This window comes from Ramlibacter tataouinensis (assembly GCF_027941915.1).
In the GTDB taxonomy this organism is placed as follows: Bacteria; Pseudomonadota; Gammaproteobacteria; order Burkholderiales; family Burkholderiaceae_C; genus Ramlibacter; species Ramlibacter tataouinensis_C.
In genome coordinates this window covers 2,513,867-2,539,489 of sequence record NZ_CP116009.1, presented here as the reverse complement: position 1 = coordinate 2,539,489, position 25,623 = coordinate 2,513,867, and the positions used below count along the sequence as shown (strand labels likewise).

At 71.8% G+C, this 25,623-nt stretch carries 23 protein-coding genes; 14 read left to right on the top strand and 9 right to left on the bottom strand.

The genetic code is table 11. From position 1 onward, the window contains the following. Positions 1–49: 49 nt before the first annotated feature. Positions 50–853 carry an enoyl-CoA hydratase/isomerase family protein gene (locus PE066_RS11880; protein WP_271232751.1) on the bottom strand — a complete coding sequence of 268 codons (804 nt, stop codon included), beginning with the start codon at positions 851–853 and terminating at the stop codon, positions 50–52. Positions 854–881: 28 nt separating this feature from the next. Between PE066_RS11880 and PE066_RS11875 the strand changes: the two genes are divergently transcribed. The 4 genes from PE066_RS11875 to PE066_RS11860 all read left to right on the top strand — a co-directional run bounded on the left by PE066_RS11875 (position 882) and on the right by PE066_RS11860 (position 5,389). Continuing rightward, positions 882–1,304, top strand: coding sequence for a VOC family protein (locus tag PE066_RS11875; RefSeq protein ID WP_271232750.1), 423 nt, complete (start codon positions 882–884; stop codon positions 1,302–1,304). An 85-nt stretch (positions 1,305–1,389) separates the two neighbouring features. Further along, complete coding sequence (gene otsB, locus PE066_RS11870) at positions 1,390–2,136, top strand: trehalose-phosphatase (RefSeq protein ID WP_271232749.1); 747 nt, start codon at positions 1,390–1,392, stop codon at positions 2,134–2,136. 40 nt (positions 2,137–2,176) lie between these two features. Continuing rightward, complete coding sequence (locus tag PE066_RS11865; protein WP_271232748.1) at positions 2,177–3,973, top strand: glycoside hydrolase family 15 protein; 1,797 nt, start codon at positions 2,177–2,179, stop codon at positions 3,971–3,973. A gap of 12 nt (positions 3,974–3,985) precedes the next feature. Beyond that, complete coding sequence (locus PE066_RS11860; protein ID WP_271232747.1) at positions 3,986–5,389, top strand: alpha,alpha-trehalose-phosphate synthase (UDP-forming); 1,404 nt, start codon at positions 3,986–3,988, stop codon at positions 5,387–5,389. Between the two features lie 10 nt (positions 5,390–5,399). Here PE066_RS11860 and PE066_RS11855 read toward each other — a convergent pair whose 3' ends face one another. After that, positions 5,400–6,407 (bottom strand): fumarylacetoacetate hydrolase family protein, encoded by a 1,008-nt coding sequence (locus tag PE066_RS11855; RefSeq protein ID WP_271232746.1) that lies wholly within the window; start codon positions 6,405–6,407, stop codon positions 5,400–5,402. 109 nt (positions 6,408–6,516) lie between these two features. Here PE066_RS11855 and PE066_RS11850 point away from each other — a divergent pair, with 109 nt between their 5' ends. The 3 genes from PE066_RS11850 to PE066_RS11840 all read left to right on the top strand — a co-directional run bounded on the left by PE066_RS11850 (position 6,517) and on the right by PE066_RS11840 (position 8,721). Beyond that, a complete protein-coding gene (locus tag PE066_RS11850; RefSeq protein ID WP_271232745.1) occupies positions 6,517–7,293 on the top strand; it encodes an IclR family transcriptional regulator in 777 nt (258 codons plus the stop codon). Next, positions 7,290–8,348, top strand: coding sequence for a DUF3108 domain-containing protein (locus tag PE066_RS11845; protein ID WP_271232744.1), 1,059 nt, complete (start codon positions 7,290–7,292; stop codon positions 8,346–8,348). Before PE066_RS11850 ends, PE066_RS11845 begins: the two co-directional genes overlap by 4 nt. A 100-nt stretch (positions 8,349–8,448) precedes the next feature. Beyond that, positions 8,449–8,721, top strand: a complete 273-nt coding sequence (locus PE066_RS11840; RefSeq protein WP_271232743.1) for a BTH_I0359 family protein — start codon at positions 8,449–8,451, stop codon at positions 8,719–8,721. 42 nt (positions 8,722–8,763) lie between these two features. Here the strand turns inward: PE066_RS11840 and PE066_RS11835 are convergent, their stop codons facing one another. Then, a complete protein-coding gene (locus tag PE066_RS11835) occupies positions 8,764–9,819 on the bottom strand; it encodes an AbrB family transcriptional regulator (RefSeq protein WP_271236565.1) in 1,056 nt (351 codons plus the stop codon). A 53-nt stretch (positions 9,820–9,872) separates the two neighbouring features. Between PE066_RS11835 and PE066_RS11830 the strand changes: the two genes are divergently transcribed. Further along, positions 9,873–10,619: a ChaN family lipoprotein gene (locus PE066_RS11830; protein ID WP_271232742.1), complete on the top strand. Its 747-nt coding sequence runs from the start codon at positions 9,873–9,875 to the stop codon at positions 10,617–10,619. Positions 10,620–10,686: 67 nt separating this feature from the next. Here the strand turns inward: PE066_RS11830 and PE066_RS11825 are convergent, their stop codons facing one another. Together PE066_RS11825 and PE066_RS11820 are read right to left on the bottom strand one after the other, a co-directional pair. Next, positions 10,687–12,021, bottom strand: coding sequence for an aminotransferase class III-fold pyridoxal phosphate-dependent enzyme (locus PE066_RS11825; RefSeq protein WP_271232741.1), 1,335 nt, complete (start codon positions 12,019–12,021; stop codon positions 10,687–10,689). 69 nt (positions 12,022–12,090) lie between these two features. Further along, positions 12,091–12,780, bottom strand: a complete 690-nt coding sequence (locus PE066_RS11820) for a DUF4197 domain-containing protein (RefSeq protein WP_271232740.1) — start codon at positions 12,778–12,780, stop codon at positions 12,091–12,093. Between the two features lie 93 nt (positions 12,781–12,873). Here PE066_RS11820 and purU point away from each other — a divergent pair, with 93 nt between their 5' ends. The 5 genes from purU (at position 12,874) to PE066_RS11795 (ending at position 18,291) form a co-directional block, all read left to right on the top strand. Beyond that, complete coding sequence (gene purU / locus PE066_RS11815; RefSeq protein ID WP_271232739.1) at positions 12,874–13,722, top strand: formyltetrahydrofolate deformylase; 849 nt, start codon at positions 12,874–12,876, stop codon at positions 13,720–13,722. A gap of 154 nt (positions 13,723–13,876) precedes the next feature. Further along, entirely contained in the window at positions 13,877–14,743 is an 867-nt protein-coding gene (locus tag PE066_RS11810; RefSeq protein ID WP_271232738.1) for a LysR substrate-binding domain-containing protein, read from the top strand. A gap of 127 nt (positions 14,744–14,870) precedes the next feature. After that, positions 14,871–15,464: a DUF2846 domain-containing protein gene (locus PE066_RS11805; RefSeq protein WP_271232737.1), complete on the top strand. Its 594-nt coding sequence runs from the start codon at positions 14,871–14,873 to the stop codon at positions 15,462–15,464. A gap of 9 nt (positions 15,465–15,473) precedes the next feature. Next, complete coding sequence (locus PE066_RS11800) at positions 15,474–16,709, top strand: S1C family serine protease (RefSeq protein ID WP_271232736.1); 1,236 nt, start codon at positions 15,474–15,476, stop codon at positions 16,707–16,709. A 91-nt stretch (positions 16,710–16,800) separates the two neighbouring features. After that, positions 16,801–18,291, top strand: a complete 1,491-nt coding sequence (locus PE066_RS11795; RefSeq protein WP_271232735.1) for an FAD-linked oxidase C-terminal domain-containing protein — start codon at positions 16,801–16,803, stop codon at positions 18,289–18,291. A gap of 23 nt (positions 18,292–18,314) precedes the next feature. On the opposite strand, the gene PE066_RS11790 is transcribed toward PE066_RS11795, so the two are convergent. Further along, positions 18,315–22,448, bottom strand: a complete 4,134-nt coding sequence (locus tag PE066_RS11790; protein WP_271232734.1) for a two-partner secretion domain-containing protein — start codon at positions 22,446–22,448, stop codon at positions 18,315–18,317. Positions 22,449–22,692: 244 nt separating this feature from the next. Between PE066_RS11790 and PE066_RS11785 the strand changes: the two genes are divergently transcribed. Continuing rightward, complete coding sequence (locus PE066_RS11785) at positions 22,693–23,643, top strand: GlcNAc-transferase family protein (protein ID WP_271232733.1); 951 nt, start codon at positions 22,693–22,695, stop codon at positions 23,641–23,643. 4 nt (positions 23,644–23,647) lie between these two features. Here the strand turns inward: PE066_RS11785 and PE066_RS11780 are convergent, their stop codons facing one another. Genes PE066_RS11780 through tsaB form a run of 3 tightly spaced genes read right to left on the bottom strand, consistent with a single transcriptional unit; the run spans position 23,648 to position 25,613 of the window. Continuing rightward, on the bottom strand, positions 23,648–24,406 hold the full coding sequence (locus tag PE066_RS11780; protein ID WP_440480602.1) for a uracil-DNA glycosylase: 759 nt from the start codon (positions 24,404–24,406) through the stop codon (positions 23,648–23,650). A gap of 41 nt (positions 24,407–24,447) precedes the next feature. After that, positions 24,448–24,915: a ribosomal protein S18-alanine N-acetyltransferase gene (rimI, locus tag PE066_RS11775; protein WP_271232732.1), complete on the bottom strand. Its 468-nt coding sequence runs from the start codon at positions 24,913–24,915 to the stop codon at positions 24,448–24,450. Continuing rightward, positions 24,912–25,613 carry a tRNA (adenosine(37)-N6)-threonylcarbamoyltransferase complex dimerization subunit type 1 TsaB gene (gene tsaB, locus PE066_RS11770; protein WP_271232731.1) on the bottom strand — a complete coding sequence of 234 codons (702 nt, stop codon included), beginning with the start codon at positions 25,611–25,613 and terminating at the stop codon, positions 24,912–24,914. Before tsaB ends, rimI begins: the two co-directional genes overlap by 4 nt. Positions 25,614–25,623 lie beyond the last annotated feature (10 nt).

Sequence of the window (25,623 nt, the reverse complement as noted above, 5' to 3'; positions counted from 1 at the left end):
CGTGCGCCGGGTGCGGGCGTGCTTGACCTGGCGCAAGCGGCCGCGCCGGTCAGGCGCCCGGGAACTTCGGCGCCCGGCGCTCGCGCAGCGACGCCACGCCCTCGCGCACGTCGGGCCCGCCGAAGCCCATGAACTCGAGCGCCAGCGAGGTGTCGAACGCCGGCCCGGCCTGGCGCAGCCAGTTGTTGAGCGCGTACTTGGTCCAGCGGATCGCGCTCTGGCTGCCCTGGGCCAGGCGGTCGGCGACTTCGTAGGCCTTGGGCACCAACTGACTGTCTTCGACCGCCAGCGCCACCAGCCCGATGCGCTCGGCCTCCTCGCCGCTGACCGGCTCGCACAGCATCAGGTAGTACTTGGCCTTGGCCATGCCGCACAGCAGCGGCCAGACGATCGCCGCATGATCGCCGGCCGCCACGCCCAGCCGGGTGTGGCCGTCGACGATCTTGGCGCTCTTCGCCGCGATCGGGATGTCGGCCAGCAGCCCGGCCACCAGCCCGGCGCCCACCGCCGGACCGTGCATGGCGCTGACGATCGGCTTGTCGCAGTTGATCACGTTGTAGACCAGGTCGCGCGCCTCCTTCCAGACCCGGCTGCGCACCTCGAAGTCGGTGGTCATGTCCTGCACCAGCGACAGGTCGCCGCCGCCGGAAAAGCCCTGGCCCTCGCCGCGCAGCACGGCGCAGCGCACGCTGTCGTCGGCCGAGACGTCGCGCCAGATCTCCGTCAGTTCCCGGTGGCCGTCGTGGCCGGCCGTGGGCAGCTTGCCGTTGCCCGCGCGCATGACGATGTCGAGCACCGAATCGCCGGGACCGCGGCGGCTGATGGCAAGGGTGCGATAGCGCGAGTAGTCCATGGCGGGTGGCGTGCAGTAGTCTTGCGGAATGGCAAGCTTATTCCACCTCGCCTTCCACGTGACCGACCTCGACGAGGCGCGCCGCTTCTACGGCGGCGTCCTCGGCTGCGCCGAGGGCCGCAGCACCGACACCTGGGTCGATTTCGACTTCGAAGGCCACCAGCTGTCGCTGCACCTGGGCACGCCGTTCGCCACCACCCGCACCGGCCGCGTGGGAGACCAATTGGTGCCGATGCCGCACTTCGGCCTGGTGCTGGAGCTGCCGCAGTGGCAGGCGATGGCGCAGCGGCTGCGCGACGCCGGCACCGCCTTCATCATCGAGCCGCACCTGCGCTATGCCGGCCAGCCCGGCGAGCAGTGGACGATGTTCTTCTGCGACCCGTGCGGCAATCCGATCGAGGTCAAGGGCTTCCGTTCGCTCGCCGGCCTGTACGCGCAGCAGCCGGCCTGATCGCCGGCTGTCGGCCGCGTCCTACGCAGGGCCACGGTAGCCCTGCCGGCTTCCGGGCGCCGCCCGCGTGATACGGTCAGGACCCATGAATTTCGTCGACATCCTGAGTCCGGCCTGCGCGCTGTTCCTGGACTTCGACGGCACGCTGGTGGACATCGCGCCGGAACCCGGCGCCGTCGTCGTCCCCTCCGGGCTGGTGCCCTTGCTGGGCACCCTGCAGCAGTACCTGGGCGGCGCAGTGGCCGTGGTGAGCGGCCGTCCGATCCGGGAAATCGACAGCTTCCTCGACCCGCTGCGGCTGCCCGTGGCGGGCGTGCATGGCGCCGAACGGCGCGCAGCCAATGGCGACCTGGCGCACCTGCCGCCGCATCCGCTGGAGGTCGTGGAGGTCGCGGCGCGGGCGCTGGTGGCGCGGCACCCCGAGCTGCTGCTGGAGCACAAGGACCGGTCGCTGGCGCTGCACTACCGGCGGGCGCCGCAGCTCGAGGCCCTGTGCATCGAGGCGATGGAGCAGGCGGTGGACCAGTCGCCCGGCCTGGCGCTGCTGCGCGGCAAGATGGTGGTCGAGGCCAAGCCCGGCGGCGCCAGCAAGGGCAGCGCGATCGAGGCATTCCTGCGCGAGCCGCCGTTCGCCGGCCGCACGCCGGTGTTCATCGGTGACGACGTCACCGACGAGGCCGGCTTCGCCGCCGTGCAGCGGCTGGGCGGGCTGGGCGTGAAGGTCGGCGAGGGTCCGACCGTGGCCTGGCAGCGCCTGTCGCACCCCGGCGCGCTGCGCCTGGAATTCGAAAGTGCGGTGGCCATGAAGGTCGCCCGCAAGGACCGGGCATGAGCCGGGCCGCGCCTGCCGCCACGAAAGGCGTGATGCCGTCATGAAAGCCAACACCTCGATCCCCAACCTGAACCTCGGCCTGGTCGGCAACTGCTCGTACAGCGCGTTGATCGATGAGCGCGGCAGCGTCGTCTGGTGCTGCCTGCCGCGCTTCGACGGCGACCCGGTCTTCAACGCGCTGCTGGACCCCAGCGAGCAGGCAGCCCTGTGGGCCTTCGAACTGGAGGACTTCGCGCGCAGCGAGCACCAGTACGAGCCGAACACGGCGATCCTGCGTACCCGCCTGTACGACAGCCAGGGCCAGGGCATCGAGATCTCCGACTTCGCGCCGCGCTTCTGGAGCCGCAACCGCACCTTCCGGCCGCTGACGCTGATCCGCCGGGTGCGCGTGCTGGGCGGCACGCCGCGCGTGCGGGTGGTGCTGCGGCCGCGCTTCGACTGGGGCCGGCACAAGCCGGAGGTCACGCGCGGCAGCACCCACATCCGCTTCGTCGGGCCGGGCCAGACGCTGCGCGTGAACACCGACGCGCCGATCGAGTACATCCTGTCCGAGACCTTCTTCGTGGTCGACCGGCCGCTGAACTTCATCCTCGGGCCCGACGAGACGCTCACCGGCGGCATCGAGGACACGGCGCGCGCGTTCGAGCAGGACACCGCCGCCTACTGGCGCCACTGGACGCGGTCGCTATCGCTGCCCCTGGAGTGGCAGGACGCGGTGATCCGCGCCGCCATCACGCTCAAGCTGTCGCTGTTCGAGGACACCGGCGCGATCGTCGCGGCCATGACCACCAGCATCCCCGAGGCGCCCGACAGCGGGCGCAACTGGGACTACCGCTACTGCTGGCTGCGCGACGCCTTCTTCGTGGTGCGCGCGCTCAACAGCATCTCCGAAGTGGCGACCATGGAGGAGTACCTGCGCTGGCTGAACAACGTGATCGTGCGCTCGCGCGGCGGCCACATCCAGCCGCTGTACGGCGTCGGCCAGGAGGAGCAGCTGCCCGAGGCCATCCTGGGCCACCTGGCCGGCTACCGCGGCATGGGGCCGGTGCGGGTGGGCAACCAGGCGGCCGAGCACTTCCAGCACGACGTGTACGGCAACATCGTGCTGGGTGCGGCCCAGGCGTTCCATGACCACCGCCTGCTGCGGCGCTCCGGCCGCGCCGAGTTCGCCTCGCTGGAGGCGGTCGGCGAGCAGGCGTTCCGGGTCTACGACACGCCCGACGCCGGCATGTGGGAGCTGCGCACGCGCGCGCGCATCCACACCTCGTCGGCGCTGATGGGCTGGGCCGCCTGCGACCGGCTGGCCAAGGTGGCCGCGACGCTGGGCCTGAAGGACCGGGCGGACCACTGGCGCGAGCGCGCCGAGACCATCCGCGAGCGCATCCTGCGCGAAGCCTGGAGCGAGGAACGCCAGGCCTTTGCCGAGAGCTTCGGCGGGCGCGACCTGGATGCCAGCGCGCTGCTGATGGCCGAGGTGAACTTCATCGACCCGCGCGACCCGCGTTTCGTGGCCACCGTCGATGCACTGGAAAAGAGCCTGTCCGACGGCCCCTTCATGCGCCGCTACGAGGCGGCCGACGACTTCGGCAAGCCCGAGACCGCGTTCAACATCTGTACCTTCTGGCGCATCGACGCGCTGGCGCGCATCGGCCGCAAGAGCCAGGCGCGCGAGATCTTCGAGCTCATGCTGCGCAGCCGCAACCCGCTCGGGCTGCTGTCGGAGGACACCCACGCGCAGACCGGCGAGATGTGGGGCAACTTCCCGCAGACCTATTCGATGGTCGGCCTGATCAACGCCGCGGTGCGCCTGTCGGCGTCGTGGGACACCGTGATCTGAAAGCCGGAGCCCATGGCCCGCATCGTTGTCGTCTCCAACCGTGTCGCCGATCCGCGCAAGACCGCCGCCGGCGGCCTGGCGGTGGCGCTGGGCGAGGTGCTCCAGCGCAGCGGCGGCCTGTGGTTCGGCTGGAGCGGCAAGCTGTCCGAGAACGGCGGCGAACCGCAGGTGCACCTGCATCAGGCCGGCCCGGTCAAGCTGGCCACGGTGGATCTGAGCCCGGCCGACTACCAGTCGTACTACGTCGGCTACTCCAACGGCGTGCTGTGGCCGGTGTTCCATTACCGGTTGGACCTGGCGGCCTTCGATCCCGGCGCGATCGAGGGCTACCGGCGGGTCAACCAGATGTTCGCGCGCACACTGCTGCCGCTGCTGCGGCCGGACGACGTGATCTGGGTGCACGACTACCACCTGATCCCGCTGGCCGCCGAGCTGCGGGCGCTGGGCTGCAGCCAGCGCATCGGTTACTTCCTGCACATTCCGCTGCCGCCGCCGCTGATCCTGGCGGCCATCCCCGGCCACGACTGGCTGATGAAGGGCCTGTGCTCGTACGACGCCGTCGGCTTCCAGAGCGTGGCCGACCACGAGCACTTCTGCAGCTACATCCAGTCGGAGGCCCATGCGCAGGATGCGGGCGGCGGCCGCTGGCGCGTGTTCAACCGCACCATCCACCCGATGGCGCTGCCGATCGGCATCGACGTCGGCGATTTCGAGGCTTTGACGCAGGCGCCGGAGGCGCAGGAGATGTACGCCCGCATGCGGCGCGAGTACTCGCGCCGCAAGGTGCTGGTGGGGGTGGACCGGCTGGACTACTCCAAGGGCCTGCCGCAGCGCATCCGCGCCTTCGGCGAGCTGCTGGCGCGCTACCCGGAGACGCGGCAGAGCGCCACCCTGATCCAGATCGCCTCCCCCAGCCGCGAGGACGTCAGCGCCTATACCGACATCCTGCACGAGCTGGAGAGCCTGTGCGGCGCCATCAACGGCAACTACGGCGAGCTGGACTGGATGCCGGTGCGCTACATGCACCGCACCGTGGCGCGGGCGCGGCTACCGGGCCTGTACCGCGCCAGCCAGGTCGCGCTGGTGACGCCGCTGCGCGACGGCATGAACCTGGTGGCCAAGGAATACATCGCGGCGCAGGACCCGCAGGACCCCGGCGTGCTGGTGTTGTCGCGCTTCGCCGGCGCGGCCGAGCAGCTGAAGGAAGCGCTGATGGTCAACCCCTACGACATCGAAGGGACGGCCGCCACCATCCACCTGGCCCTGCAGATGGGGCTGGAGGAGCGGCGCCAGCGCCACGGCGCGCTGCTGGCCACCCTGCGCCGCTACGACGTGCACTGGTGGTGCGACACCTTCCTGGAGGCGCTCGGCCAGGCCGAAGCGAAGGAAACGGGGACGCCCTGGCTGCGCCTGTGAGGAGCGCGCCTCAGGCCGGCGCGGCGATCTTCTGGTCGATCGCCCCGAAGATGCTCTGGCCGTCGCGGCCCTTCATCTCGATGCGGATGGTGTCGCCGAACTTCATGAACGCCGTGCTCGGCTGGCCGTCCTGGATGGTCTCGATGGCGCGCTTCTCGGCGATGCAGCTGTAGCCCTTGGGCCATTCCATGCGGCCGTTCTGCTCCACCCCCTTGTTGCTGACCGTGCCGGAGCCGACGATGCTGCCGGCGCGCACGTTGCGGGTCTTGCCGATGTGGGCGATCAGCTGGCCGAAGTGGAAGGTCATCTCCGGGCCGGCCTCGCACATGCCGACCTTGCGGCCGTTCCAGGTGGACTGCAGCGTCAGGTGCACCCGCCCGCCCTGCCAGGCGTCGCCCAGCTCGTCGGGCGTCACCGCCACCGGGCTGAAGGCGGTGGCCGGCTTGCTCTGGAAGAAGCCGAAGCCCTTGGCCAGTTCGGCCGGGATCAGGTTGCGCAGGCTGACGTCATTGGCCAGCATCACGAGGCGGATGCCGTCCAGCGCCTGCTCCGGCGTCGCCTGCATCGGCACGTCGCCGGTGATCACGGCGACCTCGGCCTCGAAGTCGATGCCGTAGTCCTCGCTCGGCACCACCACGTCGTCGCACGGGCCGATGAAGTCGTCGCTGCCGCCCTGGTACATCAGCGGGTCGGTGTAGTAGGTGGCCGGCACTTCGGCCTTGCGGGCCGCGCGCACCAGCTCCACGTGGTTGATGTAGGCCGAGCCGTCGGCCCACTGGTAGGCGCGCGGCAGCGGCGCCATGCAGCGCTGCGGCTCGAACGGAAAGGCGTGGCGCGCCTTGCCCTGGTTCAGCGCCTCGTACAGGTCCTGCAGTTGCGGGGCGATGAAGCCCCAGTCGTCCAGCGCCTGCTGCAGGCGCGCGGCGATGCCGGTCGCATAATGGGCTGTCGCCAGGTCGCGCGACACCACCACCAGCTGGCCGTCGCGCGAACCGTCCTTGTAGGTCGCAAGCTTCATCGGGGATTGCCTTCGTTTCGCGTGTTGCGCTAGAGTCGGCGGCCGACCGTCGCGTTACGCATGGTGAAATGAATTTACCTAATCGAAATTCTACAAGAAGCCCCCGCGCATGAAGGAACGCGCCGGGATCCAGTCGGTGGAGGTGGGGTTCGCGCTGCTCGATGCGCTGGGCCAGGCGCGCGGGCCGCTGATGCTGCGCGACCTCGCCGCCGCCGCCGGCATGAGCGCCGCCAAGGCGCACCGCTACCTGGTGAGTTTCCAGCGCCTGCAGCTGGTGGTGCAGGATGCCGCCACCAGCCGCTATGACCTCGGCCCGGCGGCGCTCAAGCTGGGGCTGGCCTCGCTGTCACGGCTCGACGCCGTCAAGCTGGCCCGCGAGCGCATCGCGGCGCTGACCGAGCGCATCGGCCACACGCTGGCGCTGGCGGTCTGGGGCAACCACGGCCCGACCATCGTGCACTGGGAAGAGTCGCCCTCGGCGGTCACGGTGAACCTGCGCCTGGGCGACGTCATGCCGCTGCTGACCTCGGCCACCGGCCGCTGTTTTGCCGCCTGGGCCCCGCGCGAGGCGATCACCCCGCTGCTGCGCGAGGAACTGGCGCGCGCCCAGAAGCAGGGCCGCAGCGACCTGCCCGCCAACCTGGCGCAGGTGCGCGCGATGCTGGACGACGTGCGCGCGCGCGGTGCAGCCCGGGTGGTCGATGTGGTGCTGCCCGGCATCGTCGGCTTCTGCCTGCCGGTGTTCGATGCCGACGGCCACATGGCGCTGGGCATCGTCGCGCTCGGCCCGACCGGCACTTTCGATCCCGCCTGGAACGGCGCCGTCCATGGCCCCTTGCGGCAGGCGGCGGCGCAGCTCTCCAGCGACCTGGGCTGGCGCGGATGAACGCGGCCACGGGCGTGCCGCCGCGGCCGCTCGTGGTGCTCACGCTGGGCGTGTTCGCGCTGCACCTGCTGGCCTTGCGCCTCGCGCCCGGCGAGATGCGGCCGGCGCTGCACTTCGCGGCGCTGCGCGTGCGCGCGCTGGAAATGCCGCCAGCGCGGCCGCTGGCTACGCCGTCGCCCGTGCGCGCGGCGCTGCCGCCCCACCGGTCCGCGGCCGCGACACCGGCTGCTGCTCGTTCTCCGCGATCGGTGGCGGCCTCGCAGCGAGCGGCCGACGCCGACGCGCCATCCCCATCCGACGAAACGGCCACGGCGCCGCCGACCGCGGCCGCGGCGCGGGCCAGCGCACCGGCCCTGGCCGCGCCGCCCGCCCCCCTGGGCGCCCGCACGCCGGCCGCCGCCACCCCGATGCCGATCGCGCTGCCGGCGCCGGCACGCTGGCGCTATGCCGTCACGGCGCGCCGCCGCGGCCTGCCGGTGGCCGGCGGCACGGCCGAGCTCGACTGGCGCCATGACGGGCGCACGTACCAGGCGGTGCTGCAGGTGAACGCACCGCCGCTGCCGGCCCGCACCCAGCGCAGCGACGGCGAGCTCGGGCCTGACGGGCTGGCGCCACTGCGCTTTTCCGAACGCCTGCGCGGCGAGCAGGCCACCCACTTCGATCGCGCGCACCAGCGCATCGTGTTCAGCAGCAACCGGCCCGAGGCCACGTGGGTGCCGGGCACGCAGGACCGCCTGAGCGTGCTGCTGCAACTGGCGGCGCTGGTGGCGGCCGATCCCGCCCGCTTCGCGCCCGGCGCGGTGGTGACGCTGCCGGCGGCGACCACGCGCGAGGCCGGCGACTGGCCGTTCCGGGTCGAGGGCAGCGAACTCCTGGCGCTGCCGGCGGGCCGCATCACGGCATTGAAGCTGGTGCGCGCGCCGCAGCACGAATACGACGTGCGGCTGGAGGTCTGGCTGGTCCCCGGGCGGGACTACGGGCCGGTGCGCCTGCGTCTGACAGCCCCCAATGGCGATTGGCTGGACTTGCAGGGGTCGGGCACCGACAAAGGCTGAGGCAGGCGTCGCCTACTGTGCGTGCAAGGCCACCCCAGTGGCCCGGGTCATCTTGAAAGCCGGCCCGGCGTTGATATCTGGAGGGCAAAGGATTCCCACCATGCAGATGCTCTATGACTCCGACTCGTTCGTCGTCGTGCACATGCAGGCGAACGAACCCGCCGAGGGCGAGCCGCCGCCGCGCACCGTGCGCCACGGCTTCGAGATCGTCGACAAGCGCACCAACAAGGAGGTCTACCTCGACGGCTCCTGGGCCGATGCGTTCCAGCGCCAGATCAACGCCTGGCAGCTCAACACGCCGACCCAGGAAGAGGTCGAGGAGACCCTCGACGGCTACGCGGAGCTGGCCCAGAACCCGCTCGTGATGCACTGACCCATCGGCGCGCCGACCCCGGCGCGTGCGCCCCCCGGCTGCTCAGCGCAGCCAGCCCCAGCGGTGCAGGGGCTCCACCAGCAGCAGCACCGCCACCAGCCGGCAGACCTGGAACGCGGTTACCACCGGTACCCCCAACTGAAGCGCCTTGGCCGTGATGGCCATCTCGGCAATGCCGCCGGGCGAGGTGCCCAGCACCAGAGTCGCGGCGTGCAGCCCGGTGGCCGAGGCCAGCAGCGCTGCGAAGCCAGCGCACAGGACGATCATGCCGAGGGTGCCGACCGCCACCGCTGCCAGCCAGCGCGGCGCGGTGTGCACGAACTCGGCGCGAAAGCGCACGCCCAGGCTCACGCCGATCAGCAACTGGGCGGCGTTGACCAGCGGCTGCGGCATCGCCGACAGCTCGATGCCGGCCATGGTCAAACCCATGGCCGCGAGCAGTGCGCCGATGAACCAGGGGTTGGCGCGGCCGGTCTGCGCCAGCAGCCAGGCACCGGCGCCGGTGGCCAGCAGCAGCAGCGCCAGGCCGGCCGGCCGCACCTCGCGCGGGCCGGGCACGGCCGGGTCCAGGCCCTGCAGCCCGATCCAGCTGAAGGCGAACGGCAGCACCAGCGTGACCACCAGCAGGCGCAGGCTGTGGGCCGCCGCCACCAGGTCGGTGCGGGCGCCGGCGCGCTCGGCCAGCAAGGTCATCTCGGAGGCACCGCCGATGGCGCCGGCGAAGTAGCTGGTGGCGCGCCGTTCGGCCTGGCTGCCCGGCAGGCGGTCCTGCAGCGAACGCTGCAGCCAGCGCCCGAACAGCCAGCCCAGCAGCAGGGCCCAGGCGATCGCCATCACGATCGCCCACCACAACTGGGCCACCAGCGCCGTCACCTGCGGCGTGAAATAAAGGCCCAGCGCGCCGCCGATCGCCCACTGGCCGTAGTTGCGCAGCGGCGTCCAGCTCTGGGTGGGCGCACCCAGCACCGACGCCAGGGCGGTGGCGATCAGCGGGCCCAGCATCCAGGGCAGCGGGGTGTGCAGCCAGCGGCACACCAGCGCCGCCGCCAGCGCCAGAGCCAGGGTGCCGGCGACGCGGACGGGAAACGGGGAAGTCATCGGGAAGCAGGCGAGCCGCGCCGCCAGCGGCGGGGGCGGCATAGTATCCATGGATGCGCCTGCTTTCTGCCTTCGCCGCGCTGACGCTGTCGCTGCAGCTGGCCGGCTGCGGCAGCCCCCCGCCGCACATCGCGCACCTGCAGGGCGCCGACGTGCTGCTGCTGGGCGAAATCCACGACCAGGCCAGCCACCAGCGGCAGCACCGCGACGTGGTGCAGGCGCTGGCGGCGCGCGGCCGGCTGGCGGCGCTGGTGCTGGAGATGGCCGAACGCGGCCACGGCACTGCCGGTCTGCCGCGCAGCGCGGACGAGGACGCGGTGCGTGCCGCCCTGCGCTGGGACGACCAGGCCTGGCCCTGGGCGTCCTATGCGCCGGCGGTCATGGCCGCGGTCCGAGCCGGTGTGCCGGTGCTCGGCGCCAACCTGCCGCGCGGGCAGATGCGCGCGGCCATGGCCGATGGGTCGCTGGAAGGCACCCTGGACGACGGGGCGCTGGCGGCGCAGCGCGAAGCGATCCGGGCCGGCCACTGCGACCTGCTGCCGCCGCAGCAGCTGTTGCCGATGGTGCGGGTGCAGATCGCGCGCGACCGGGCCATGGCGCGCACCGTGGCCGAAACGGCCCAGGCCGGGCGGGTGGTGGTGCTGCTGAGCGGGGCCGGCCATGCCGACCCGGCGCTGGGCGTGCCGCGCCACCTGCCGGCGGCGCTGGTGGCCCGGCCCGTGCTGCTGGAGCGGCCGGCGGGCGGGGCGGCCAGGGACTACTGCGCGGAGCTGCGCGAACAGCTGCAGCGAGAACAATGACCCCCCGAGGCGCCTTCGGCGCACCCCCTTCAAGGGGCCGAGACCTGCGGCGCCGACCCCGGCGTGCTCAGGCGTGGGCCTTGATCGAATCGGCCAGCGTGTTGACCAGCTGGTCGATGTGCGACTTCTCCACGATGTAGGGCGGCGCGATCACCAGCACGTCGCCGGCCGGGCGCACCAGCGAGCCCTTGTGGAAGCAGTCCAGGAAGATGTCGAAGGCACGCTTGCCGGGCGTGCCGGCGATCGGGGCGAGTTCGACCGCGGCGGCCAGCCCCATGCTGCGGATGCCGATCACGTTGGGCAGCCCCTTGAAGGTGCTGTGGAACGCATCGCCCAGCACCCGGCCCATCTCGCCGGCGCGGGCGAACAGGTTCTCCTGCTGGTACAGCTCCAGCGTGGCGATGGCGGCGGCGCACGCCACCGGATGGCCCGAGTAGGTGTAGCCGTGGAAGAACTCGACCACGTGCTCGGCCGCGTCGGTCTTCATCATCTGGTCGTACAGCTTGTCGCGGCAGATCACCCCGCCCAGCGGGATCACGCCGTTGGTCACGCACTTGGCAAAGCTCAGCATGTCGGGCACCACGCCGTAGAAGTCGGCGCCGAAGTTGGTGCCCATGCGCCCGAAGCCGGTGATCACCTCGTCGAAGATCAGCAGGATGCCGTGCTTGTCGCAGATCTCGCGCAGGCGCTGCAGGTAGCCCTTGGGCGGCAGGTACCAGCCAGCCGAGCCGGCGACCGGCTCGACGATGATGGCCGCCACGTTGCTCGGGTCGTGCAGCGGCAGGATGCGCTGCTCCAGCTCCAGCAGCGGGTCTTCCTTCCACTGCGGCTCCTGGTGGTGGATGTACGCGTGGTTCACCGGGTCGTGGATGAAGCGCATGTGGTCCACCCGCGGCAGCAGCGCGGTGCCGAACACCTTGCGGTTGGCCGCGATGCCGCCCACGCTCATGCCGCCGAAGCCGACGCCGTGGTAGCCCTTCTCGCGGCCGATGAACAGGTTGCGGTGGCCCTCGCCGCGGGCGCGGTGGTAGGCCAGCGCCACCTTCAGCGCCGTGTCGGCCGCTTCCGAGCCGGAGTTGCAGAACAGCACCTTGTTGAGGTCGCCCGGCGCCATCGCCGCGATCATGCCGGCGGCCTTGAAGGCCTTGTCGTTGGAGGCCTGGAAGGCAGTGGCGTAGTCCAGCGTGTCGAGCTGCTTCTTGATCGCCTCGTTGATGGGCTTGCGGTTGTGGCCGGCACCCACGCACCACAGGCTGGAGATGCCGTCGATCACCTGGCGGCCGTCATGGGTGGTGAAGTGCATGCCGTCGGCGCCGACGAACACGCGCGGGTCCTTGCGGAACTGCCGATTGGGCGTGAAGGGCAACCACTGGTTGTCCATGTTGAAGTCGTTGTAGGCCATGACAGCTCCTTGTGATGCGGACGGTTGATTGTGCGACGGCCGGGATGCGGCCCCGGCGGCGCGCGGAAATCAGCGGATGGCGCCGAACACCTTCGAGAGGATCGAGCTGCCGGTGCCGACCGGGTCGCGCCGGATCTTCTGCTCCTCCTCGCCGATCACCAGGTACAGCCCGTCCAGCGCCTTGCGGGTGACGTAGTGGTCGATGCTGGCGTCCTCCTGCTTGACCAGGCCGAAGCCAACCGCCTTGCCGGCCACCCGGTCGTACTTGGCGGCCAGGCCGGCCCGCGAGGTGGCCTGCTTCACCACCGGCAGGAACTGGCCCGACAGCGGCGCGCGCGTCTTGCCGGCGAAGAACTCGGTGACCGAGGTGTCGCCGCCGGTGAGGATGTTCTTGGCATCGGTGACCGACATGTTCCTGACCGCGTTCACCAGCAGGTTCTTGGCCAGCGGCACGGCGTTCTCGGCGGCCCGGTTGATGGCGAGCTCCAGCTCGTCGACTTGGCGCCCCTGGCCCATGGCCTTGAGCAACTTGGAGGCGTCCTGCAGGGCGCCCGGCAGCGGGATGCGGACCTTGGGGTTGCCGAGGAAGCCGTCCTGCACGCCGAGCAGCCGGACGGCGGCCAGCGCGCCGGTCTCGAGCGCCGCCTTCAGGCCGCGGGTGGCATCGGCATTGCTCAACGATGCGAGGCCGCCGGCACGCGCGGCGTGCGGCAGGACCAGGGAAGCGGAAGCGGCAAGGACGATGGTGCGGCGATGCATCGCGGGCCTCGGGTTCATGCGGGGACGGCCATCATGCCTCGGCCCTGCCGGCCGGCCAACCGCAGGGCCTTTGCGACAATGACGGGTTCGACCATGAAGCAAGCCTACATCCTCACCCTGTCCTGCCCCGACCGCACCGGCATCGTCCACGCCGTCTCCGGCTTCCTGCTGGAGCGCGGCGGCAACATCGAGGAGGCGGCGCAGTACAACGACCCGGCCACCGGCCTGTTCTTCATGCGGGTGCAGTTCGGCTGCGACCAGCACACCTTCGACGACCTGAAGTCGCAGCTGCAGTTCTTCGCCGAGCCTTTCCGGATGAACTGGAAGCTGCACGCGGTGCAGCAGCCGATGCGCACGGTGATCCTGGTCAGCAAGGAAGGCCATTGCCTGAACGACCTGCTGTTCCGCTGGAAGAGCGGGCTGCTGCGGCTGGACATCGCCGCCATCATCTCCAACCACCGCGAGTTCTACCAGCTGGCGGCCAGCTACAACGTGCCGTTTCACCACGTGCCGGTCAGCGCGGCCGGCAAGGCGCAGGCCGAGGCGCGCCAGTACGAGATCATCGAATCGGAACGGGCCGAACTGGTGGTGCTGGCGCGCTACATGCAGATCCTGTCGGACGAGCTGTGCGGCAAGCTGGCCGGCCGCGCCATCAACATCCACCACAGCTTCCTGCCCAGCTTCAAGGGCGCCAAGCCCTACTACCAGGCGCACGACCGCGGGGTGAAGCTGATCGGTGCCACCGCCCACTACGTGACGGCCGAGCTCGACGAGGGCCCGATCATCGAGCAGGACGTGGCGCGGGTGGACCACGCCCACACCGTGGAAAACCTCACCGCGGTCGGCCGCGACACGGAAAGCCAGGTGCTGGCGCGCGCGGTCAAGTGGCACAGCGAACACCGGGTGCTGCTGAACGGGCACAAGACGGTCGTATTCAAGTGACTTCGCAAGCGCAGCGCGCGAAGTCATCCCCGCGGGGATCCAGTTGCACGGCTCAAGCGCAGCGCGCAACGTCGTCTCCGCGCAAGCGGCGATGACAGGACGCTGCGTGGATGCAGAGGGCCTGGCCGCGCCAGCCCGGCATTGACCGAACGACATGCCCCGCATCCCGCCCATCCAGTGCCTGCTCACCTTCGAAGCGCTCGCCCGCCTGCGCTCGGTGACCCAGGCGGCCGACGAGCTGTGCGTCACGCCCAGCGCCGTCAGCCACCGGGTGCGGCAGCTTGAACAGATCCTGGGCGCCAAGCTGTTCGGCCGGGCCGACTTCTCGCTCACCACCGAGGGCAGCGAGTACCTGGCGCACGTGCGCGAGGGCCTGGCCAGCCTGGAACGCTTCCCGGGCCGCGACGGCAGCCCGGGCAAGCGCAAGCTGCGGCTGGCGGTGACGCCGACCTTCGCCCGTTCGATCCTGATGCCGCGCCTGCGCGGCTTCGCCGAGGCCTACCCGGAGATCGACCTGACGCTGCAGGTCTCCATCCCGCTGCTCGACGTGGTGGCCGAGGACGCCGACCTGACCATCCGCTTCGGCCGCGGCCGCTACGCCGACGTCGAGCACCTGTGCCTGCTGACCGACGACGTCACGCCGCTGGCCTCGCCCGCCTTCCTGCGCGAGCACGGGCCGTTCGACACCCTCGACGAGCTGCTGGCCGCGCGGCTGCTGAAAAGCCCGCTGGAGCCCTGGCGCACCTGGTTCCTGGCGCACGGCGTGGATGCGCCCGAGCCCACCGAGGGCTCCTCCTTCAACGACATCGGCCTGATGTGCGATGCCGCCGCGCAGGGGCTGGGCATCGCGCTGGTGCGGCTCAAGCTGGGCCAGCCCTGGCTGGAGGACGGGCGGCTGGCGCGCATCTCCGAGCGCAACGTGCCCAGCCCGCACGCCCACTACCTGTGCTGGGGCACCGGCGCGATGGAGCGCTGGGAGTGCGCGGCGTTCGCCGACTGGCTCAGGAAGAGCCTGAGTTAACGCAAGGCCGCGCTGCTGTAGAGTTGCCGGCAGAGACGGCGGCACCGGCAGGGGGCAGCAGGAAGCAGGCGATGCCGGCCTGCACCCCCGCGCGGCCAACGCCGACCCTTACTGGAGGAGAAGACCCATGAGATGCATCCGCTTGGCCGTGGCCTGCTTCTCCGTCCTGCTGGCCGCCTGCGCCGCCACCGGCCCGCGGTTCACCGAAGTCCAGGCGAACCTGCCCCAATTGCGGGGCGGCGAGGGCCGCATCTTCTTCTTCCGCGACAACAGTGCCGTGGGCGCGGCGGTACAACCCGACATCCGGCTCGGCGGCGAGGACGTGGGCGCGCTGCAGCCGGGGGCCTTCTTCTTCGTGGACCGGCCCGCCGGCCACTACACGGCCAGCGCCCGCACCGAATCCGAATCGTCGGTGGACTTCGACCTGCGCGGCCAGGACACGGTGTACGTCAGCCTGCACATCACCATGGGCCTGCTGGTCGGCCGTCCCACGCTGACCCTGCATCCGCCGGATGCGGGCGCCGCCGCCGTCCAGAGCCTGGCCTACACCGGCTCGATCCCGCTGGCGCCGAATCGCTCCGCTCCCTCGGCGGGCAGGGCGACCGCGACTTCACCCGCACCTGAGCCTGCACCCACGCCCACGCCCGCCCCCGCCACGGCGCCCTCTCCCGGCGCCGTCACCCTGGACGATCTGCGCGGCCTGCTGCCACCGGCACGCTGAGGGAGCCCCATGCAGCTACGCGCATCCTTCGCCGCCGGCGTGCTGTCCCTCCTGGCCGCCGCCCCCACGAGCGCCCAGGACACCGGCGCATTGGCGCCCGAGCAGCTGTTCGAACGACTGGCGCCCAGCGTCTGGACAGTGGAGACCCTCGACGCGAACGGCCGACCGCTCGCCACCGGCAGCGCAGTGGTGATCGCGCCGGGCAGCCTCGTCACCAATTGCCATGTGTTGACCCGGGCCTCGCGGGTGCTGGTCGGCCGCGAGAACGTCAGCTACGGCGCCACCCTGGACCAGCCGGATCCCGAACGCGACCTGTGCCTGCTGAAGGTGAGGAACTTCACCGCGCCCGCCGTCCCGATCGGCAGCGTCGATGAGGTAAGGGTCGGCTCGCGCGTCTATGCCATCGGCAGTCCGCGCGGGCTGGAGCAGACCATCAGCGACGGGCTGCTGTCAGGTGTGCGCCGCTCCGCCAGCGGCGACTTCACGGCCCTGCAGATCACCGTGCCGATCTCCAACGGATCCAGCGGGGGCGGCCTGTTCGACGCGCGCGGCCGCCTGATCGGCATCACCACCTTCATGCTGCGGGACGCGCAGAACCTGAATTTCGCCCTGCCGGCCAGCTGGATTGCCGAGGTGCCGCAGCGCGCGCAGCGGGCACTGGCGGCGCACGCCGAGGGCCGGCAGGCGGCGCGGGCGCCCGGCCGCGGGCAGGTCTTCGAGTACCAGTTGCGCGACCGCCTCACCGGCGCGGTACGCACAGTGGTGTACCGGCTCGACCGGGTCGACAGCGACCGCTTGGTGTTCAACCAGGGAACGCGGGTCGAGCGGCCCGGCGGCGCCGTGGTCACGCTGACCCAGGCCATCGGCGGCGAATACGAGGTGGCGATGCCGCCGGGCGGCTGGATCACGGCCGAGCCGCAGCGCGGCTCGGCCTGGAGCATCAGGTACAGCAGCGGCGTTCCCGGGCAGTTCGTGGGCATGGAGCTGGACGCGCGCACGCTGGGCGAGACGACCATGCGGCTGAAGGAGCGCGAGCTGCGGGTCGTGCAGGTGGCGTTCACCGGCTACACCAGCCGCACCCTCGGCCCCGCCACCAACCCGCAGGGCCGCTACACGGCCACCGCCTGGTATGCGCCCGAGCTGGGCCGGATCGTGCGCTTCGAGGCCCGCACGCGCGGCGGCTCGGGTGGTGTCGCCTTCTACATCGACGAGCAGCTGCAGCTCGTCGATATTCGCGACGACTGACGCGGAAAGGCGGCTCGCACGTGAGCTGCACGGCGCCGAGGGCTGAAGAATCTTCAGCCCGCGCGCCGGGCAAACCGCTACCCTAGGCGGCATGAACGCCCTGCTGGAGCCCGTTGCCACGACCCAGGCCAGCCTCGAGCGCGTATTGCCCGCGCTGCAGGCGGTGCTGCCCGCGCACGCGCTGCTCTGGCACGCCGAGGACACCACCCCCTACGAGTGCGACGGCCTGACCGCCTACCGCGAGCGGCCGCTGGCGGTGGCGCTGCCCGAGACCGAGGAACAGGTGCAGGGCGTGCTGCGCGCCTGCCATGCGCTGGGCGTGCCGGTGGTGGCGCGCGGCGCCGGCACCGGCCTGTCGGGCGGCGCCATGCCGCACCGCGGCGGCGTCACGCTGTCGCTGGCCCGCTTCAACCGCATCCTGGCCATCGATCCGGCCAGCCGAACGGCGCGCGTGCAGTGCGGCGTGCGCAACCTCGCGATCAGCGAAGCGGCCGCGGCCCACGGCCTGTACTACGCGCCCGACCCCTCCAGCCAGATCGCCTGCACCATCGGCGGCAACGTGGCCGAGAACTCCGGCGGCGTCCACTGCCTCAAGTACGGCCTGACGGTGCACAACGTGCTGCGGGTGCGCGGCTTCACCGCCGCCGGCGAACCGGTCGTGTTCGGCAGCGAGGCGCTGGACGCGCCCGGCTATGACCTGCTGGCCGCCGTGATCGGCAGCGAGGGCATGCTGGCGGTGGCGATCGAGGTCACCGTGCGGCTGATCCCGAAGCCGCAACTGGCACGCTGCATCATGGCCAGCTTCGACGACGTGCGAAAGGCCGGCGACGCGGTGGCGGCGGTGATCGCCGCCGGCATCATCCCGGCCGGGCTGGAAATGATGGACAAGCCGATGACCGCGGCGGTCGAGGACTTCGTCCACGCCGGCTACGACCTGGCGGCCGAGGCCATCCTGCTGTGCGAGAGCGACGGCACGCCCGAGGAGGTGCAGGAGGAAGTCGCCCGCATGGATCAGGTGCTGCGCGCGGCCGGCGCCACCGCCATCGCCGTCAGCCGCGACGAGGCCGAGCGGATGCGCTTCTGGAGCGGGCGCAAGAACGCCTTCCCGGCCTCGGGCCGCATCAGCCCCGACTACATGTGCATGGACTCGACCATCCCGCGCAAGCGGCTGGCCGACATCCTGCTGGCGATCCAGGCCATGGAGAAGAAGTACGGCCTGCGCTGCGCCAACGTGTTCCACGCCGGCGACGGCAACCTGCACCCGCTGATCCTGTTCGACGCCAACGACGCCGACCAGCTGCGCCGCTGCGAGCAGTTCGGCGCCGAGATCCTGGAGACCAGCGTCGCCATGGGCGGCACCGTCACCGGCGAGCACGGCGTCGGCGTGGAAAAGCTCAACTCCATGTGCGTGCAGTTCAGCCCCGGCGAGATGGAGCAGATGCGCGCCCTGAAGCGCGCCTTCGACCCGGCGGGCCTGCTCAACCCCGGCAAGGTGATCCCGACGCTGAACCGCTGCGCCGAGTACGGCAAGATGCTGGTGCGCGGCGGCCGGCTGGCGCACCCGGACCTGCCGCGGTTCTGAAGCGCTGCCTAGCGCGCTGGCGGTCAGGCCGGCTTGCAGGCCTCGTCGGTGACGACGATGTCGCCCTCGTTGCGGCGGTCCTCGTCGCCCGGCTGTGCCTGCTCACCCGCGATCGAGTTGTTGACCGATTCGGTGATCACCTGCTGGATCTGCCCGAGCGTCACGCCCGACAGCACCGACGCCATGGCCGCCAACAGCCCGGAAGTGCGCAGGCCGGGAACGTCCAGCACCGCGCCGCCGACGTTCATGCGGATCTGCGACACCAGCTCGGGCGGGCCGGAGATCAGCGAGAACTGGCCGCTGGCCGCGCCGGCGCTGAGCAGCTCGTAATAGGGGGTCGGCGCGGGCTCGCTCGCCATCGGCAACGACGCGCCCGCCAGCAGCAGGCTGGCGCTTGGCGTGGTTACCGCCGGGACGGCGGCCACCTGCAGCTGTCCGCCCAGCGTCGCATTCCCGAGCACCACGAGCTGGTCATACGTGACGCCCGGCAGATAGGGTGAGTTGGCCGCGATGTCCATCTGCAGCACGCCGGTGGACTGCTGTGTGTAGTTGCCCGCCACCAGCAGCGTGCCGATGGCGCCGGCGCCGCCGACGGCCACCGTGCCGGCATTGACGACGTCGCCCGCCACCATGCCCGAGCCCTTCAGCGTGGCGCCTGCGTTGTTCAGCAGTGTCACACCGCCGGGGGTGAACGTATCCGTCCAGTCATCGTGGTGGCCCAGCTCCAGCGAGGCGCCGGCCGCGATGTCGATCGAACCGTTGTTCGCGAGCGTCTGGGAGGTCAGCACCCGGGCGCCGGACGCGATCGCCAGGTTCGCCTCGTTGGTCCACTGGGCATCGACCACCAGGTCACCATACGCGCCCGACTCCATAGGCGCGAACGTGGACTCTGGCGCAGCCATCGGCGAGAACGTCGGTTGCGGCAGGCCGAACGGCACCACGATGCCGCCCGGCGCCACGGTCCGGAAGCTGCCCCAGGCATCGCCGCGGGCCCCGATCCGGCTCGGGTCGCGCCCGCCGGTCTCGTAGTCGGCGGCCTCGCCGCCGAGGCCGGCTCCCGCCATCACTTCGCCGGCCAGGGTGAGCGAGCCGCCCGCCAGCGCCACCTCGATGCTGCCGCCATTGCCGCCCTTGCCGCCGATGGCACTCGAACCGCTGGACGGGGCCCAGCCACCGTCGCCACCCGCAGCGTCCAGGCTAGCCAGCAGGCGGCTGCTGTCGGCCGCGCTGATCCGGATCGACCCGCCGTTGCCGCCTTGCCCCCCACGCGCGCTCGCCGCCGTGCCGTAGGTGTCGCCGCCCCAGCCGCCTCGCACGCTGAGGCGGCCATAGCCCTCCATCAGCACGCCGCCGGCCGCGGCACTGGCTTGGATGCGGCCGCCTTGGCCGCCGGTTCCGCCGATGGTGTCGCTGTCCCCGCCCCAGCCGCCTTCGGCATCGACGTAGGTGTTCGACAGGTCGAGGTGGCCGCTTCGCTGGAGCAGCTTGACCTCCGCCCCGCTGCCGCCAGCGCCCCCCTGGCTGCCGCTGGCATCGCCACCATCGCCGCCGTAGGCCCAGATGCTGTCGATGCCCAGCGTGCCGCCGGCGTCGATGGTGACGGCGCCGGCATTGCCGCCGCGCGAGCCGTTGTCGCCGGAGCCGCCGACCGTGTCGATGTAGGTCACCGTGACGGCGCCCCCGGCGCGGATGTCCACGGCGCCGCCGTCGCCGCCGCGGCCTCCGCTGCTGCCCGAACTGCCGTAGGTCTGGATGTACTGCAGGTCGACCGAGCCGCCGGCACGGATGGCCACGCTGCCGCCGTTGCCGCCCGGCCCTTCGGAGCCGTAGGCGCCGTCGCTGCGGATCTCGTAGCCGCTGACATGGCCGCCGGCATCGATGTTCACCCCGGTCGCATGGAGCGGGTCCCCACCCGTGTCGATGTCGCCGAACGCAATGTCGCCGCCGGCAACGAGGTTGACCGTGACGGGCCCCGGTGCCGCCGTCCCGTAGGTGGACAGCTGCACGCCGCTGCTGTCGATGTGGCCGCCCGCGGTCATCTCGATGGTGGCACCGTACACATCGGTGGCAACCTGGATGTTGCCCGCCAGCGCCTTCAGTTTCACGCTGCCGCTGGCATGGACGTAGCCGGCCCCCGGTATCACCAGGTCGCCGGACTGCTGGTTCAGCTCGAGCTTGTTACCGCCGAAATCGAAGGTCCCGCCGGTCGCCTGGAACGATCGGTTGACGACCAGGTCGGTGCCCGCAGCGAGGTTCAGGGAGCCCCCCATCAGGTTGAGGCTGTCCACCCTGATCGACCCCTGCGAGTAGTTCACATTGCCGCTGTTGCGGAAGGTGCCGGTACCGGCGATGCCTCCGTTTGCCCCCCCCGAGCCGAACATCTGGCCGTTGTTGTGCAAGGTCGCGCCCGTGGCAAGGTTCACGCGGGCATTGAGGTTCAGCGCCAGCGTGCCGGCGTTGTCCAGGATGGCGCCCCCCGGGACCTGGAGGTTGACCTGGTTGCCGTTGCCGCTGGTGCTGGCCTCCACCCAGGCGCCCGGGTTGATCAGCACCGAGCCGGCGCCGGGCTGGAAATTCACGTTCAGGGTGGCCGGCCCGCCGCCGGAATCATCGGCGTAGAAATGGACCCGGTTGGTGCCGGCGAAGACGATGTTGCCGTGGGCCTGCAACTCCAGGCTGGTGGTCCCCGGGCTGGTCTTGCCGATCGTCATGGCGCCGGTCGTCGTGTCGAACACGATGTCGCCCACGCTGCCGCCCGATCCGCTGGTCGAGACCACCACGTTGGCGGCGCCGCTGTTGAGCGCCGTGTTCAGCGTCTCCTCGCTCAGCACCGAGTCAGCGCTGTCGCTCGAACCAAAGTTCGGTGCCGGGTTCTGGTTGACGCTGTCGTTGGCTGCCATGCCGGCCACGATCGTGACGTTGTTCGGGTCCAGCAGCCAGGTGCCGGCCTGTCCCCTGGCGGCCGACGCGTCCACCCGCGCGCCGTTCACATCCAGGTACCGTTTGCCCGAGGTCTCGACGAAGCCGCCGTTGCCGCCGTTGGCGCCGCCCTTAGCCTCGATGCGGCCGTAGGCGCGTGTCGTGTCATCGGCCCAGACGATGACCCGGCCCCCGTCGCCCTGCTGCGTGGCGTTGGCGCGCAGTTGCGCGTCACCGGCAACCCAAGTGACCTGCGCATTCGGCACCTCGGCGCTGCCGCCCTTGTAGTCGCCGCCCACCCGGATGCGGCCCCCGCCATCGGTGTTGGAGGTGTCGATCAGCGCCCCGGCCATCACGCCGACGGTGCGCCCCAGCACGTCCACCTGGCCGCCGGCGCCGCCCAGGCCCTGCGCCTGTGTTACCCCGGCCGCTTCGGCGTGCTCCGATGCCTTCAGCACCACCCGGCCGCCTTCCAGCGTGGCCGCGCTGGCCTGCACCAGCCCGCTGTGCCGCAGCGTGCCGGCGAACACGCCGACCGCATCGCCGCGCAGCGTGCCGAGGTTGACGGCCTGGTCGGTCGGCGCCTGCACCTCGAACACGATGCCTTCCAGGCCACGTCCGGTGACCTCCACCCTCCGGCCGGCGGCCAGGAGGGTCGCGCCCTGCGGGCTCTGGATCAGCGCCTGCGCGCCGGCCTGCACGTCGCTGCCGATCAGCACCACGTCGCCGCTGCGCGCCAGCACCTGGCCGTCGACCCGCAGCGGCCCGGCGGCGCTGCCGTCGCCGAAGCGCAGGCGGCCGGCGAGCGCGTCGGCGTCGCTCATGCGCAGCGTGGAGGCGGTGAAGCCGGCGGTATCGACCACCGCCCCGGCGCCCACCGCGATGCCGGCCGGGTTGACCAGCACCAGCCGGCCGTTGGACGACAGGGTGCCGAAGATGGCGCTCGGGTCGGGGCCGAGCACGCGGTTGATCGAGGTGCTGGTCGCGCCCGGTTGCGCAAAGTGCGTGCTGGTGCCCGCCGGAATGCTGAAGCTCTGCCAGTTGATCGCCGAATGGCTGGTGCCGGCGCCGTTCTGCGTGGTGACCACCAGCTGGTTGCCCTGCTGGCTGAGCGTGGCGGCGCCGTGGATCGCCTGCGCGCCGCTGGGCTGGGCCTGCACCGCCGCGGCAGCGAAGCCGGCTGCCAGCGCCAGTGCCAGCAGCGCCGGCCGCGGGCGGCACGCCGGACGAAGCGGCAAACGGGAGCGGGACGGGGAGCGGAACTGGCGTCGCGACATGGCTGTGCGGCCCTCGTGAGATCGGTTGGGGGCGGGCCGGCGAGGCACCGATGCACCCTCGACCGTTGGTTTCGAAGGTAGCATATCGTTACACAACGGGCAACGGGCCAGGGGCGTGCTCGCGGCATCGACCGCGGCCAGCCTCAGAGGCCGCGGCAAATGTCACAGCCCCGTGGGCGCTCGGTGCGGCATGCTCGCGGGGCCCATGAGCATCTTCATCAGCATCGCCGCCTACTGCGACCCGGTCCTCGGGTTCACGCTGGCGCGCGCCCGGGCCGCCGCCAGCCGGCCGCGGGAGCTGCATTTCGGCGTGCTGGACCAGAGCCCGCAACCGCCGCCGGCTTCCATCTTCGAGCTGCTCGCGCCGGCGCGCCTGAGCTACCAGCGCATCGATCCGGTGTACGCGCGCGGTCCGTGCTGGGCGCGGGCCCTGGCGATGGCCCTGTACGACGGCGAGGACTGGTTCCTGCAGATCGACTCGCACATGGACTTCGAGGCGGGCTGGGACGAGCGGCTGGCGGCGCAGGCGCTCGCATTGGCACCAGGCCGCCCCGGCCTGGTGATCTCCGCCTACCCGAACGCGTTCGGCTTCGAGAACGGCCTGCCGGTGCCGCGGCCGGCCACCGGCCGGGTGCTGGCCCACGTGGTCAAGCCGGGCACCGGCTTCGAACCCGGCCACCTGGTGCTGGCCTTCGAGGCCCAGCCGGTCGACAGCGACCGGCCGGTGCCCGGCTTCCACCTGGGCGCCGGCTGCCTGTTCGCGCCGGGCCGCTTCGCGCTGGCCTTTCCCTATGACCCGGCGCTGTACTTCCACGGCGAGGAGCAGGCGCTGGCCGCGCGCCTGTACAGCCACGGCTGGGACATCTTCCACATGCCCGGCCTGCCGCTCTCGCACCTGTACAACGATGGCCGCTCCGGCGGGCCGCAGCGCCCGCTGCACTGGGACGCGGCGCACCAGGCCGGGCGCAGCCAGAACTGGTGGGAGCTGGAGCAGCGCTCGCGCGCGCGGCTGGCGGCGCTGCTGGCCGGCCAGCCGCTGGGCGTCTATGGCCTGGGCCCGGTGCGCAGCATGGCCGACTATGCGCGCTGGTGCGGCATCGACTACGCCGCCCGCAGCCTGTCGGCCCAGGCGTACCGGCCGCTGGCGCCGGCCTGAGGGTTCAGGCGCCGCCGCCGTCCATCAGGTCGGCCGCCAGGCACAGGTCGGCCCAGGCCTTGGCCTTGTCCGGCAGGTTGCGCAGCAGGTAGGCCGGGTGGTAGGTCACCACCACCGGCACGCCCTGGTAGGCATGCACCCGCCCGCGCAGGCGGCCGATCGGCTCGCTCGACTGCAGCAGCGTCTGCACGGCGAAGCGCCCCATGGCCAGGATCACGCGCGGCTGCACCAGCGCCACCTGGCGGCGCAGGAAGGGCTCGCACCGGGCCACTTCCTCCGGCTGCGGGTTGCGGTTGCCGGGCGGCCGGCACTTGAGCACGTTGGCGATGTAGACGTTGCGCCGGCGGTCCAGGCCGAGCGCGCGCAGCATGTTGTCCAGCAGCTGCCCGGCCGGGCCGACGAAGGGCTCGCCCTGCAGGTCCTCCTGCTCGCCCGGGGCCTCGCCCACCACCATCCAGTCGGCCTGCGCCGGACCCACGCCCAGCACGGTGTTGCGACGCGATTCGCACAGGCCGCAGGCGCGGCAGGCGGCGACGGCCGTGGCCAGGCCGCCCCAGTCCAGGGCGTCGACTGTTTCGGTGCGCTCGTCGGGGACATCGGCGAGCGGCACTTCAGCGACGGCGGGCACGGGCGCCGCCGCCGTGGCGGCGCGCATCGGCTGCACCGGGCGCTCCGGCGCGGGCGGCCGCGCCGGAGCGGGCTGGACCGGCTGGGCCTCGGATAAATCGGGCGCCGGCGAGGGCGGCAGCAGCCGCAAGCCCATCTCGCGCAGCATGGCGAGGCGGCGGGGATCGAGTTGCAGTGTCACAGCTTCAGGCTCATCACGATGGCGTCCTCGCGCCCGCCGCCGGCCGCCGGGTAGTAGCGGCGGCGCTCGCCCACGCGCCGGAAGCCGATGTGTTCGTACAGGCGCTGGGCCCGCAGGTTGCCCACCCGCACCTCCAGCCACAGCCACTGCGCGCCCTGGCCGCGCGACCAGGCGGCCAGCCCGTCCAGCATCAGCCGCCCCCAGCCCTGGCCCTGCCAGGCCGGCGCGACCGTGATGTTGAGCAGGTGCACCTCGTCCACGCCCTTCATGGCCACGAAGTAGCCCACCACCTGGTCACCCGCGCACAGCAGTTGCGCCTGGTAGCCCGAGCGCAGCGAATCGGCGAAGTTGCCGTGCGTCCACGGGTGCTCGTAGGCGCTGCGCTCGATCGGCAGCACCTGCGGCAGGCGCGCCTCGGTCATCGGCTCGAAGCGGGCCTCGCGGACATCCAGCACGGCGCTCATGGCGCCATTCTGGCTGCTGCGGCGGCTGCGGCCCGCGCGGCCTCGCGTTCGGCCGTGGTTTGCGCCACCTTGTCACGCACGTACAGCGGCAGGGCCTGCTCGGCCGGCCGCGCCAGCCCCTGCGCCAGCAGTTGCGGCGCCAGCCGCAGCAGGGCGGCGGCGGTCGGCAGCGCCTCCACCCGTTCGCCGCCGGCCGGCAGGCGGCCGCCGTACGGCCCGAAGGCGTTGCCGGCAATGCAGGGCGCCGGCTCCAGCACGTCGGGCGCGCACAGCCGGATCTCGCCCTGGCGCTGCCAGCGCTGGCCGTCATGCCAATAGCGCGCCGCATAGACCTCGTCCATGCGCGCGTCCAGCAGCGCCAGCACGTCGGCGGCGCCGGTGCGCTCGCGCGCGGCCTCGGCCACCGCCAGCAGCGTTTCCACCGGCAGCACCGGCACCCCGGCGCCCAGCGCCAGCCCCTGCGCCACCGAGCAGGCGGTGCGCAGCCCGGTGAAGGAGCCGGGCCCGCAGCCGAACGCGATCGCATCCAGCGCGGCCAGTCCGATGCCGGCGCGTGCCAGCAGGTCCAGCACCGCCGGGATCAGGGTGGACGAGGCCTTGGCGCCGCCTTCGCCGCTGTGCGCCAGCGGCGCCGCGCCGGTGCGCACGAGCGCCACGCTCATCGCCTCGGTGCTGGTGTCGAAGGCAAGCAGGTTCACGGGCGGATGC